Annotated in this window: 10 protein-coding genes; 3 read left to right on the plus strand and 7 right to left on the minus strand. The window is 70.1% G+C overall.

The annotated features are described in order from the left end of the window. Nucleotides 1-178 precede the first annotated feature (178 nt). Complete coding sequence (locus ACT3CF_RS15690) at nt 179-1780, minus strand: carboxyl transferase domain-containing protein (RefSeq protein ID WP_478424332.1); 1602 nt, start codon at nt 1778-1780, stop codon at nt 179-181. A gap of 127 nt (nt 1781-1907) precedes the next feature. On the opposite strand from ACT3CF_RS15690, the gene ACT3CF_RS15695 reads away from it, so the two are divergent. Beyond that, nucleotides 1908-3983: a M13 family metallopeptidase gene (locus tag ACT3CF_RS15695; RefSeq protein ID WP_478424334.1), complete on the plus strand. Its 2076-nt coding sequence runs from the start codon at nt 1908-1910 to the stop codon at nt 3981-3983. 105 nt (nt 3984-4088) lie between these two features. Here ACT3CF_RS15695 and ACT3CF_RS15700 read toward each other — a convergent pair whose 3' ends face one another. The 6 genes from ACT3CF_RS15700 to ACT3CF_RS15725 form a co-directional block, all read right to left on the minus strand. Next, nucleotides 4089-5240, minus strand: a complete 1152-nt coding sequence (locus tag ACT3CF_RS15700) for an isovaleryl-CoA dehydrogenase (protein ID WP_478424335.1) — start codon at nt 5238-5240, stop codon at nt 4089-4091. 10 nt (nt 5241-5250) lie between these two features. Then, nucleotides 5251-5604 carry a Rieske (2Fe-2S) protein gene (locus ACT3CF_RS15705; RefSeq protein ID WP_478424337.1) on the minus strand — a complete coding sequence of 118 codons (354 nt, stop codon included), beginning with the start codon at nt 5602-5604 and terminating at the stop codon, nt 5251-5253. A gap of 30 nt (nt 5605-5634) precedes the next feature. Continuing rightward, nucleotides 5635-6912: a homogentisate 1,2-dioxygenase gene (gene hmgA / locus ACT3CF_RS15710; RefSeq protein WP_478424339.1), complete on the minus strand. Its 1278-nt coding sequence runs from the start codon at nt 6910-6912 to the stop codon at nt 5635-5637. A 196-nt stretch (nt 6913-7108) separates the two neighbouring features. Further along, complete coding sequence (gene hppD, locus ACT3CF_RS15715; protein ID WP_478424340.1) at nt 7109-8149, minus strand: 4-hydroxyphenylpyruvate dioxygenase; 1041 nt, start codon at nt 8147-8149, stop codon at nt 7109-7111. 210 nt (nt 8150-8359) lie between these two features. Beyond that, the gene (locus tag ACT3CF_RS15720; RefSeq protein WP_478424341.1) at nt 8360-9709 is read right to left on the minus strand and encodes an FAD/NAD(P)-binding protein; all 1350 of its coding nucleotides are present in this window, start codon (nt 9707-9709) and stop codon (nt 8360-8362) included. 31 nt (nt 9710-9740) lie between these two features. Continuing rightward, a complete protein-coding gene (locus ACT3CF_RS15725) occupies nt 9741-10016 on the minus strand; it encodes a DUF6356 family protein (RefSeq protein ID WP_478424343.1) in 276 nt (91 codons plus the stop codon). Nucleotides 10017-10552: 536 nt separating this feature from the next. On the opposite strand from ACT3CF_RS15725, the gene ACT3CF_RS15730 reads away from it, so the two are divergent. Both ACT3CF_RS15730 and ACT3CF_RS15735 read left to right on the plus strand, forming a co-directional pair. Beyond that, a complete protein-coding gene (locus ACT3CF_RS15730; protein WP_478424471.1) occupies nt 10553-11263 on the plus strand; it encodes a response regulator transcription factor in 711 nt (236 codons plus the stop codon). Beyond that, nucleotides 11260-12606: an ATP-binding protein gene (locus ACT3CF_RS15735; protein ID WP_478424345.1), complete on the plus strand. Its 1347-nt coding sequence runs from the start codon at nt 11260-11262 to the stop codon at nt 12604-12606. Before ACT3CF_RS15730 ends, ACT3CF_RS15735 begins: the two co-directional genes overlap by 4 nt. The last annotated feature ends 15 nt before the right edge of the window (nt 12607-12621 follow it).

Consider the following 12621-nt stretch of genomic DNA (forward strand, 5'->3'; position numbering starts at 1 on the left):
TTGGCGGTCCCGTTCCCCCAGCGGGGCCGGGGGGAGAATGGGGCGGGGTGGCGGCGTTCCACCGCCGGGCTGTGGTCGGCGGTCTCGCTCCCCCGGCGGGGCTGGGGGAGGCGTGGGGTGGGGCGGGGGTGTTCCACGAGCGGCATGCGGCGCATGGCGGCGGGGGGCTTGCCCTCGCTCACATCCGGAACACGCCGAACTGCGGGCGTTCGGGGATGGGGGCGTTGAGCGTGGCGGCGAGCGCGAGGGCGAGCGCGTCGCGCGTCTGGGCGGGATCGATGATGCCGTCGTCCCACAGCCGCGCGGTCGCGTGCCAGGGATTGCCCTCGTCCTCATATTTCCGGCGGATCGGCGCCTTGAACGCCTCGGCCTGTTCGGGCGTCCAGTCGGCGGCGTCGCGATGCACCGTCGCCAGCACGCTGGCCGCCTGTTCGCCGCCCATCACGCTGATGCGGGCGTTGGGCCAGGTGAACAGGAAGCGCGGATCATAGGCGCGGCCGCACATGCCGTAATTGCCCGCGCCGAAGCTGCCGCCGATCAGCACGGTGAGCTTGGGCACGGTGGCGGTGGCGACCGCCGTGACCAGCTTGGCGCCGTGCTTGGCGATCCCCTCGGCCTCGTACTTGCCGCCGACCATGAAGCCCGAGATGTTCTGAAGGAACAGCAGCGGCACGCGGCGCTGGCACGCGAGTTCGATGAAATGCGCGCCCTTCTGTGCGCTTTCGGAGAAGAGGACGCCGTTGTTGGCGAGGATCGCCACCGGCATCCCCCAGATATGCGCGAAGCCGCATACCAGCGAGCTGCCGTACAGCGGCTTGAATTCGTGGAACTCGGACGCGTCGACCAGCCGCGCGATCACCTCGTGCACGTCGTAGGGCGCGCGCACGTCGGTGGGGAGGATGCCGTACAGTTCCTCCGGCGCATATCGGGGCGGACGCGGATCGCGCAGCGCGAGGTCGGGCGTGCGGTCGGCGGGGAGGTGGCTGACGATGTCGCGGACGATCGTGAGCGCATGTTCGTCATTTTCGGCGAGATGGTCGACCACGCCCGAGCGGCGCGCGTGGAGATCGCCGCCGCCCAGATCCTCGGCCGAAATCTCCTCGCCCGTCGCAGCCTTTACCAGCGGCGGGCCGGCGAGGAAGATCGTGCCCTGGTTGCGGACGATCACCGTTTCGTCGGACATCGCCGGGACATAGGCGCCGCCGGCGGTGCAGCTTCCCATCACGCACGCGATCTGGGGGATGCCCTGGGCGCTCATGTTCGCCTGGTTGAAGAAGATGCGGCCGAAATGATCGCGATCGGGGAACACCTCGGCCTGGTGCGGCAGGTTGGCGCCGCCCGAATCGACGAGGTAGATGCAGGGCAGGCGGTTCGCCTGGGCAATCTCCTGCGCGCGGAGATGCTTCTTGACCGTCATCGGGTAATAGGTGCCGCCCTTCACCGTCGCATCGTTGCACACGATCATCACGGTGCGCCCCGAGACGCGGCCGATGCCCGCGATCAGCCCGGCGCCGGGAACCTCGCCGCCATAAAGGTCGAACGCGGCGAGCTGGCCGATTTCGAGGAACGGCGCGCCGGGATCGAGCAGGCGCTCAACGCGCTCGCGCGGGAGGAGCTTGCCGCGCGCCACATGCTTGGCGCGGGCGCTGTCGGAGCCGCCGCGCGCGACGCGGGCGACGTCGGCGCGGAGCCGTTCGGCCAGCGCGCGATGATGCTCGGCATTGGCGCGGAACGCCGCGCTGTCGACCGCAACCCGGCTGTCGAGTGTCGGAGCCGTCATTTAGGGCACCCTTCCTGTCTTAGTTTTTTGCGCTGCCTACACTGGTCGCAAACGCTTGGGAAGGCACTGGCGCACCCCCGTCGCGCGGAGTAGCAGGTTTGCCGAAACGCATCGGGAGAGTTCGCGAGTGAAGAGTCGGGTGATCCTGCTGGCGTCGCTGTTGGCGACGACGGCATGCCATGGCGCCATCAAGGACGAGGGCAAGGCGGCGGCGAGCGCGCAGCAGCTGCGTTCGGGGGTCGACCTGGCCGGGCTGGACAAGGGCGTGGCGCCGGGCGACGATTTCGACCGTTATGCCAATGGCGGCTGGCGCAGCCGCGCCGAGATCCCCGCTGACCGTTCGAGCACGGGCATCTTCCTGGACGTTTTTGCCAAGGCCGAGGCGAACAACGCCGCGATCATCGACGCGGCGATCAAGGCACACGCCGCGGCGGGCACCGACCAGCGGCGCATCGCCGACTGGTACGCGGCCTTTACCGACGTGAAGGGGATCGAGGCGCGCGGGCTGGCGCCGGTGGCGGGCGAGCTCGACGCGATCGCCGCGCTGAAGGACAAGAAGGCGCTGTCGGCGATGCTGGGCGGGACGATCCGCGCCGATGTCGACCCGCTCAACGCGACCAATTTCGCGACCGAGAACCTGTTCGGCATCTGGGTGAGCCAGGCGCTGGGCGCGCCCGAGCGGACCGTCCCCTATGTGCTCCAGGGCGGGCTGGGGCTGCCCGACCGCGATTATTATCTGGCGACGACGCCCGAGATGAAGGCGATCCGCGACCAGTATCGCGCCTATGTCGGCAAGCTGCTGAGTCTCGCCAACGTCACCGAGCCCGATGCGCGCGCGGCGCGCGTGTTCGAGCTGGAGACGCGGATCGCGCGGGCGCATCTCGACAATGTCGCCAGCCAGGACCCGGCGCGCGCCAACAATCCGTGGCGCAAGGCCGATTTCGCGCGCAAGGCGCCGGGGATCGACTGGGACGCGTTCTGGAACGCCGCCGGGCTGAAGGATCAGCAGGACTTCATCGTGTGGCAGCCCCAGGCGGTGATCGCGATCGCGCGGCTGGTGGCGAGCGAGCCGTTGCAGGCGTGGCAGGACTGGCTGACCTTTCACCGGATCAACCAGGTGACGTCGGTGCTGCCCGCGGCATTCGACCAGGCGCATTTCGACTTTTACGGCCGCACGCTCAACGGCCAGCCGCAGCCGCGGCCGCGCGACAAGCGGGCGATCGCCAGCGTCGACGCCGCGCTGGGCGACGCGGTGGGCCAGCTTTACGTCAAGGACTATTTCCCGGCTTCGTCCAAGACCGCGATCGAGGGGATGGTGAAGAACATCCTGGCGGCGTTCGACAAGCGCGTCGCCGGTCTGGAGTGGATGGCGCCCGCGACCAAGGCCGAGGCGCGCCGCAAGATCGCGACGATGCGCGTCGGCATCGGCTATCCCGACCATTGGCGCGACTATGCCGCGCTGGAGGTCAAGGCCGACGACCCGGTGGGCAATCTGCGCCGCGCCGAACTGTTCGAATATCGCCACCAGCTCGCCAAGATCGGCAAGCCGGTCGATCGCGGCGAATGGTGGATGACGCCGCAGACGGTCAACGCGGTCAACCTGCCGCTTCAGAACGCGCTCAACTTCCCCGCCGCGATCCTGCAGGCGCCGTTCTTTGACCCCGGCGCCGACGCCGCAGCCAATTACGGCTCGATCGGCGCGACGATCGGCCACGAGATCAGCCACAGCTTCGATTCGACCGGCGCGGGGTTCGACGCGAGCGGACGGCTGCGCAACTGGTGGACGCCCGCCGACCTGGCGCGGTTCCAGGCGAGCACCGCCGCGCTGGCCAAGCAGTATGACGGTTATGAGCCGCTGCCGGGGCTGCACCTCAACGGGCGGCAGACGCTGGCCGAGAACATCGCCGATGTGGCGGGGCTGCTGGCGGCCTATGAAGCCTATCGCGCCTCGCTGGGCGGCAAGCCCGCGCCGGTGATCGACGGGCTGACCGGCGACCAGCGCTTCTTCCTCGCCTTTGCCCAGAGCTGGCGGATGAAGACGCGCGACCAGGCGTTGCGCGCGCAGGTGGCGACCGATCCGCACGCCCCCGCGCAGTTCCGCGCGCAGACGGTGCGCAACCTCGACGCGTGGTACGACGCGTTCGGCGTCAAGCAGGGGCAGGGGCTGTACCTGGCGCCCGACCAGCGCGTGCGCATCTGGTGATCGGCCGGGCGGGCGGCACCCACTGCCGCCCGTACCCGCATCCGCATCCTGTTGCGGCGCGTGCCCGGCCGGTCGCCGCCGGCCGGGCACGCGCCGGACCGCAGGTCAGCCGCCGATCAGCTCGCGGCCGATGAGCATCCGGCGGATTTCGTTGGTGCCCGCGCCGATATCGAGCAGCTTGGCATCGCGCAGGAAGCGTTCGACCGGCCAGTCGCGCGTATAGCCCGCGCCGCCGAGCGCCTGCACCGCCTCGCCCGCGACGCGGAAGGCGTTTTCGCTGGCGAGCAGGATCGCCCCCGCCGCGTCGAAGCGCGTCGTGCGCCCCGCATCGCAGTTGCGCGCGACCGCATAGACATAGGCGCGCGCCGAATTGAGCGCGACATACATATCGGCGACCTTGGCCTGGACGAGCTGGAAGCTGCCGATCGGCTGGCCGAACTGCTTGCGTTCGCGGACATAGGGCAGGACGACGTCGAGGCACGCCTGCATGATCCCGAGCTGGATCCCCGCGAGCACGGCGCGTTCATAGTCGAGCCCGCTCATCAGCACGCCGACGCCGCCGTGGAGCGGCCCCATCACATTTTCCTCGGGCACCTCGCAGTCGGTGAAGACCAGCTCGGCCGTGGGCGAGCCGCGCATCCCCATCTTGTCGATCTTTTGCCCGATCGCGAAGCCGGGCATGTCCTTTTCGATGAGGAAGGTGGTGATCCCGCGCGAGCCGTCGCCCGTCTTGGCATAGACGACGAGCGTGTCGGCATAGGGCGCGTTGGTGATCCAGAACTTGGTGCCGTTGAGCACATAGCCGCGATCGGTGCGTTCGGCGCGCAGCCGCATCGACACGACGTCCGAGCCCGCGCCGGCTTCGGACATGGCGAGGCTGCCGACATGCTCGCCCGAGATCAGCCTGGGCAGGAAGCGCGCCTTTTGTTCGGGATTGCCCCAGCGCGCGATCTGGTTGACGCACAGGTTCGAATGCGCGCCGTAGCTGAGCCCGATCGAGGCCGAGGCGCGCGCGACTTCCTCGCACGCGACGACATGTTCGAGATAGCCGAGCCCGAGCCCGCCATCGGCTTCGGCCACGGTGATGCCGTGCAGCCCCAGCTCGCCCATCGCCGGCCACAGCTCGTAGCGGGGGAACCAGTCCTCTGCGTCGATGCGGGCGGCGAGCGGGGCGATCCGTTCCTGCGCGAAGCGGCGCGTGGTGTCGCGAATCATCTCGGCGGTTTCGCCGAGGGCGAAATCGAAATCAGGCGTCATCGTCATCCTCTCAAGCGGTCACGACCATCCCGTCGCGTACCGTTACCGGCCAGGGCATTAGCGAGGCGCCGCCGCAAGGGCCAGCCACGCAGTGCCCATCGTCAATGCGGAACAACGCGCCGTGCCACGAACAGGTGAGCATCGCGGCGTCGGGCGTCAGATAATCGTCGAGCTGGCGCGCGAGCGGCAGCCCCATGTGCGGGCAGCGATCGACATAGCCGACCACGGTTTCGCCCCGGCGCACGACGAAGCCGTGAAAGCGGCCCGCGCGCAGTTCGATCACGAAGTTGCGCGCGCACCCGTCGGGGATCAGGTCGACCGGGCCGAGCGTGACCCCGGCGGGCGTGGCGGTGAGGCGATCCATGTCAGCGCCCGTCCCGCCGCCGGCGGCGCGTCACGGAAGCCGCGCCTTGGGGAAGCCGTCCCACACCGCGTCGTAATCGGGCTGGGCGCTCGCCAGCGCGTGCGCGGTGGGGCGATAGGGCCAGCAGGTTTCGACCATGAACGCCATCGTCGCCTCGATCCTGTGCGGGCGAAGCTCGGCCTCGGTCGCGCCGCGCCAGCTCGCCACGTCGGGGCCGTGCCCCGCCATCAGATTGTGGAGCGAGAGCCCGCCGGGGACGAAGCCGTCGGCCTTGGCGTCATAGGCGCCGTGGATCAGCCCCATCGCCTCGCTCATCACGTTGCGGTGGAACCAGGGCGGGCGGAACGTGTCCTCGGCCACCATCCAGCGCGGCGGGAAGATCACGAAATCGGCATTGGCGCGGCCCGCCACGGTGCTGGGCGAGGTGAGCACGGTGAAGATCGACGGATCGGGATGGTCGAAGCTGACCGTGTTCATCGTGTTGAACCGGGCAAGATCATAGCGGCAGGGCGCGAGGTTGCCGTGCCACGCCACGACGTCGAGCGGGCTGTGCGACAGCGAGGTTATCCACAGACTTCCCAACGCCTTTTGCACAAGCTCGAACGGCGTGTCGCGATCCTCGAACCAGGCGGCGGGCGTTTCGAAATCGCGCGGATTGGCAAGCCCGTTGGCGCCGATCGGCCCCAGATCGGGCAGGCGGAACAGCGCGCCGTGGTTTTCGGCGACATAGCCCGTCGCCGTGCCGTCGGGGAGCAGCGCGCGGAAGCGGACGCCGCGCGGCACGAGCGCGATCTGCCCTGGCGCGATGTCGATCCGCCCCATTTCGGTGAGCAGCGCCAGCCGCCCCGCCTGCGGAATGAACAGCAGTTCGCCGTCGGCGTCGACAAAGGCGCGCGTTTCCATGTCGCGATTGGCGGCATAGCGATGGATCACCACGCCATCGAGATCGGCGGGATCGCGGTTGACGAGCATCGTCACCATCGAATCGATCAGGTCGACCGGCGCATCGGGCATCGCGGGCGGCCCCCAGCGCAGCCGGTTGGGCGCGAGCGGCGCGGGATCGGGCGCGATCGTGAAGCGCGGCGCGCCGTCATAGCGGCGATAGGGCGGATGTTCGGCACTGGGGCGCAGGCGATAAAGCCAGCTCCGCCGGTTCTCGGCGCGCGGCGCGGTGAACGCGGTTCCCGAAAGCTGTTCGGCATAGAGGCCGAAGGCGGGGCGTTGCGGGCTGTTGCGCCCGATCGGCAGCGCACCGGGCACGGCCTCGGTCGAGACATGGTTGCCGAAGCCGGGGAAATAGTCGGTCATGGGCAGGGCATCCTTTTTCCCGGTTCCCGCCGGGGCGAGGGGGACGGCGCGGTGCGCCCGGACGCGGGGATCATCGCACGTCGCCGTCCGGGGGCGCAACGCCGCGGCCGGGTGGATCGGAAATGGGCGAGTGGGGCCGGGGTATGCCGCACGTTCCTGCGGACGGCACCCCCGGCTCTCTCCCTCTCCGAACTTGTCAGGCGTCGACCTTGATGACGCCGCGGCGGATCTGGTCGAGCTCGATCGATTCGAACAGCGCCTGGAAATTGCCGTTGCCGAAGCCTTCGTTGCCCTTGCGCTGGATGATCTCGAAGAAGATCGGGCCGACCATGTTCTCGGTGAAGATCTGGAGCAGGATGCCTTCGCCGCGTTCGACCGAGCCGTCGATCAGGATGCGGTTGCGGCGCAGGCGTTCGAGATCCTCGCCATGGCCGGGGACGCGCTGGTCGACGAGTTCGTAATAGGTCTCGATCGTGTCCTGGAGCCGGACGCCGCGCGCACGGAGCTTTTCGACGGTGGCGTAGATGTCGTCGGTGGTGAGCGCGAGGTGCTGGATGCCCTCACCCTGATATTCGCGGATGAACTCCTCGATCTGGCTCTTGTCGTCCTGGCTCTCGTTGAGCGGGATGCGGATCGCCTTGTCGGGCGCGATCATCGCCTGGCTGAACAGCCCGGTGGCCTGGCCCTTGATGTCGAAATACTTCTGCTCCTCGAAGCCGAAGAGCGTGCGGTAGAATTCGCTCCACACGCGCATCTGGCCGCGGCGGACATTGTGGGTGAGGTGGTCGAGCAGGTCCAGCCCGACGCTGTTCTGCTGCTCGGCCTCCTGCCAGCCGGGAACCTCTTCCCAGTCGGCGTAGAGATCGCGGCCGTCCTGGATGAAATAGAGGTACGAGCCGCCGATCCCCTGGATGACGGTGTCGTCCTCGTCGGTCGCCTGGCCGCCGTGCGCGAGCGCCCATTCGAGCGCCTTGGCCGGATCGGCGACGCGGAACGCCATCGCGCTGGCCGAGGGACCGTGCGCGGCGCGGAAGGCGGCGACGCGGCCGGTTTCGTCGCGGTTGAGCATCAGGTTGATGCGGCCCTGCTTGTAGCGGGTGATGTTCTTGCGCGGGTGCCGATGCGAGGCGACGAAGCCCATCTGCTCGAACTGGCGCGCGAGCGCGTCGGCGTCGGGCGAGGTGAACTCGACAAACTCGAAGCCATTGAGGCCGAGCGGGTTTTCCGGCGTGATCATGGTGGCATCCTTCTCCTTGCCGGAAGGATAACGCGCGGCGACGGATAGTGTCAATTGATACTAGTCCGCACGGTGTGGTGGGTGTTGGGGTGTTGGGGTGTTGGGGTGTTGGGGTGCGGGAGGCAGCGGGATCCCGGCTCAAGGCCGGGATGACGGGTGGGTGATGGGGTGTGGTGGGGGCAGGGGCAGGGGCAGGGGCAGGGCGAGAGGCTACAGGCCTTCGCCGCCGACCCAGTGCGCGTTCGACAGGCGGCGGGCGAGCGCCCAGGTCTGGGTGCGGATGTCGGGCACCGCGACGATTTCCCAGAAGGCGCCGCGCGTCATCGGGCCGAGCGCGTAGAGATCGGGATTGACGCTGCCGTCGGCGGCGATCGTCTGCGCCTGGTTGTTGACCTCGATCCCGATCCGCGCGGCGTCGGCACGCAGCGCGCCGTCGGCGACGAGCTGGCGCAACAGCGGCTCGGTGGTGCGCGACAGGTCGCCGAGCGGGCCGGTGCAGTTGACGATGCGCTGGACGTGCAGCGTCTCCACGGCGTCGGCGCCGCGCGGGTGCCAGCGGACGGCGACGCCGCGTTCGTCGGGGGTGAAATCGAGCGTTTTGCCCGCGACGACGCGGAGCTGGCCGCGATCGACCATCGCCTGAAGCCGGGCGGCGACCTCCGGCGCGAGGCGGTGGCGGTGGACGTCCCACCACGGGCGCAGATGGCGCAGGAAACGCGCGCGCTCGTCGCGGCCGGCATGGCCCCAGAGCGACTGGGTGAAGGGGCGCAGTTCGTCGACGGCGTTGCGCCAGCCCACCGCCTCGCCACGCGCGCGCACGCCGCGCAGCAGCGCCGAGGCGCGCGTCGTCGGGCGCTCGGCGATCCGCTCCCACGCGGTGGCGGCGGCATGGGCGCGCGGCAGCAGCCCGCGGCGCGACAGCGCGACGATCGGCCCGGTGAAGCCGTTCGCTTCGAGCATCAGCACGACGTCGACCATGGTGAGCCCGGTGCCGATGACGAGCACGGCATCGTCCGGTCCCAACCCCTGCGGCACCGCCGGATCCCAGGGATCGCCCCAATAGCGGCCGGGCGGCAGCAGCGCCGGATCGAGTCCCGGCGGATCGTGCGGCGGCAGGTTGCCCACCGCGAGCACCGTCGCATCGGCCGTGACGACGCGGCCGTCGTCGAGCGTCAGCCGCATCGGCGCGCCGGGTTCGATCGCGGTGACGGTGCCGCGCACCAGTTCGAGCCGGTCGCCATGGTCGCGCAGCGCGGCGTCGAGCATCTCGCGCAGATAGGCGCCATAGGTGACGCGCGGGATGAACGCCGTTGCGGCATCGGCGACGCCGCGCGCCTCGAGCCAGCGGACGAAATGGCCCGGATCGTCGGGAAAGGCGCTCATGTTCGCGGCGCGCACGTTGAGGACGTGCGACGGATGCGCCGCGCCATAGGCGAGCCCGGTGCCCGCGACGGGCGCGCGTTCGATCAGCGTCGCGCGCGGCCCGCCGTGGCGGAGCAGGTTGATGGCCTGGAGCGTGCCCGAAAAGCCCGCGCCGACGATGGCGACATGCTCGATCATGGTTCGATTGTCCCGTCCGGCGACGCGCGCGTCAGATTTCGTATTCGAGCTGCCACGTCGGTGCGGCAGGCGTGTGACGCGCGAGCGGCGCAGGCGCCGCCGCGGGCGTGCGGGCGGCCATCGCGGCATGGAGCCGGCGGATCGTGTCGCTGCCGGTGCGGACGAACAGCCCGGGCACGAACGCATGGACGAGGCAGGCGACGCCGCCCGCGATCATCGCAACGCCGAAGCCGGCAGCGACCGCGGCATGTTCGGCATAGCTTTCGCCGACGCTGCGCGGATGGTCGAGAAAGAGGCGGCGGATCATGCGACTAGCCTATCGAAGACCGCGCGCGGTGAACAGGGGGCGCCGCGCGCCGCCGGCGGGGGCCCGGCGCGCGCGCGGCGGCGGATGACCTGGGAAGCGAGGGACCGGTCAGCCGCGAACGGGGTGCGTCGCCCGGGGACCGGGACGAACGGTTTCGGCCTCGGCGTCGCGCACCGCATCGGCTGGGCAGCGCCACTGGACCGGCGAATGGACGATCTTTCCCGCCGGGATCGGATGCGGCGAGGGACGGCATGCCGCGGCGCTGCGCGGTCCCGACGGTGCATGGGCGCACCCGGAAAGCGCGACGACGAGCGCGGCGGCGGCAAGGGACAAGCGAGGCACGGGACGCATCGGAAAGGAAATCCTGTCTGGGCTGAGCCGATCTGGCATTGCAGACGGGCTAGCGGGGATTTGTTGCCTGGTCCTGGCGGGGGCGTAACAAATCATTGCTCGCGCGCGGCGCGCGGACGGCCGCGATTGACCGTGCCGACGCCCCTACCTAAGTCCCGGAGGCAATGCTGATGAACGACACGTCCGTGACGTTGCCAACGATCGTGCTTGTGGAGGACGATCCGCAACTGCGCACGCTGACGGCGCGCGCGCTCCAGGAAAACGGCTATACCGTCAAGCCGGCGGCATCGGCGCCCGAGATGTGGCTGGCGATGGAGCAGGGGCCGGTCGACCTGGTGCTGCTCGACATCATGCTCCCCGGAACCAGCGGCATCGACCTGTGCCGGGCGATCCGCCAGAAGAGCCGGGTGCCGATCATCTTCATTTCGGCACGCGGGAGCGAGACCGACCGCGTGATCGGGCTGGAACTGGGTGCCGACGATTATCTGGCCAAGCCGTTCGGCACGCGCGAGCTGGTGGCGCGCGTGCGCGCGGTGCTGCGGCGCGGGGCGGGCGAGCCCGAGGCGGCCGAACGGCCGCGCGGAATCCTGCGCTTCGACGGGTGGACGATCAACCAGCCGCGGCGCGAGCTGCGCTCGCCCACCGGGGCGGTCATCGACCTGACCGGCGCCGAGTTCGACCTGCTCGTCAGCCTGTGCGACCATGCCGGGCGCGTGATCGCGCGCGAGCGGCTGATCGAGCTGTCGCGCACGCGGCTGGGCGACAGCTCGGACCGCAGCATCGACGTGCTGATCAGCCGGTTGCGCCGCAAGCTGTCGAGCGCGGGCAATGCCGCGCCGATCGTGACCGTGCGCGGCATCGGATACATGCTGAGCGCCGCGGTGACGCGCGATTGACCCGCCACCTGATCCGGTCGGGCGGACTGATCGGGCGCATCTTTGCCGTGCTCCTGCTCACCATCCTGATCGAGTTCGGGGTGAGCACGGTGCTGTACGAGCGCGCGAGCCAGTTCGCGGTGCGCGACGACGAGGCGCGGCGGCTGGCCGAGCATCTGGTGATCGCGCGCAAGCTGCTGGCCGAACAGCCCGCGCCGGGGCGCGTGCGGCTGGCGGAAGAACTGACCACGACGCGCTACGAGATCCGCTGGGGCGCGCAGGAGCCGCCGCCGCGCGTCGTCGCGCCGACGCTCGACCGCATCTATGACCAGGTGATCCGGTGGGAGCCGGGGCTGGCGACGACGAGCCTGCGGCTCCGGCTGACCTCGCCGGGGCCGGGCGCGGTCATCGCGGGGGCGCTGCGCCTGCCCGACGGGAGCTGGCTGCATTTCCGCACGCGCGAGCCGCTTCACCAGCTCGACCTGGGGATGGAGCGCATCCTGCTGGCGCTGACCCCGGCCATGGGGCTGATCCTGATCGGCGGGCTGCTGGTGCGCCAGATGCTGATGCCGATGCGCCGGCTGGCCGAGGCGGTCGAGCGGATGGGCAAGCAGGGTGGCGACGCGGTCGAGCTGGTGCCCGAGGCCGGACCGGGCGAGCTGCGCCGCGTGATCCGCGCGTTCAACGCGATGCAGGCGCGCATCCACCGGCTGATCGAGGACCGGACGCAGGCGCTGGCAGCGGTGGGGCACGACCTGCGCACGCCGCTGGCGCGGCTGCGGCTGCGCGCCGACGGGATCGACCAGCCGGGGCTGCACGAGGCGATCCGCATCGACCTGACCGAGATGGAGGCGATGATCGAATCGCTGCTCGCCTATCTGGGCGGCGAGGGCGAGGCGGAGGCGCCGTCGCGCGTCGACGTCGCGGTGCTGTGCGCCACGGTCGCCGACGATGCCGCCGATCGCGGGCATGACGTCGCCTATGACGGGCCGGACCATCTGGAGCTGGTCGCGCGGCCGGTGGGGCTGAAGCGTGCGGTGGTCAACCTGGTCGAGAACGCGATCCATCATGCCGACCGCGTATGGATCCGCACCGCCGCCACCGCCGAGGCGGTGACGATCGCCGTCGAGGACGACGGCCCCGGCATCCCCGAGGCGGCGCTGGCGCGCGTGCTGGAGCCGTTCGTCCGGCTCGACCGCGCGCGGACGCGCGACACGGTGGGATTTGGCCTGGGCCTGGCGATCGTGAGCCGGGTGATGGAGGCCGAGGGCGGCACCGTCATGCTGGAAAACCGCGCCGAAGGCGGGCTGCGCGCCCGGCTGACGCTGCCCCGCCGCGTTTTGCCGCACAGCAACAATTCCTAACAACCGTGCTGCCGT

The sequence above is a fragment of the Sphingomonas chlorellae genome (assembly GCF_056485145.1).

Bases quoted from the DNA above. Each gene is read 5' to 3' on its own strand.
- ACT3CF_RS15690 (WP_478424332.1), bottom strand. From the start codon at position 1,780: ATGACGGCTCCGACACTCGACAGCCGGGTTGCGGTCGACAGCGCGGCG.
- ACT3CF_RS15700 (WP_478424335.1), bottom strand. From the start codon at position 5,240: ATGACGCCTGATTTCGATTTCGCCCTCGGCGAAACCGCCGAGATGATT.
- ACT3CF_RS15705 (WP_478424337.1), bottom strand. From the start codon at position 5,604: ATGGATCGCCTCACCGCCACGCCCGCCGGGGTCACGCTCGGCCCGGTC.
- hmgA (WP_478424339.1), bottom strand. From the start codon at position 6,912: ATGACCGACTATTTCCCCGGCTTCGGCAACCATGTCTCGACCGAGGCC.
- hppD (WP_478424340.1), bottom strand. From the start codon at position 8,149: ATGATCACGCCGGAAAACCCGCTCGGCCTCAATGGCTTCGAGTTTGTC.
- ACT3CF_RS15720 (WP_478424341.1), bottom strand. From the start codon at position 9,709: ATGATCGAGCATGTCGCCATCGTCGGCGCGGGCTTTTCGGGCACGCTC.
- ACT3CF_RS15725 (WP_478424343.1), bottom strand. From the start codon at position 10,016: ATGATCCGCCGCCTCTTTCTCGACCATCCGCGCAGCGTCGGCGAAAGC.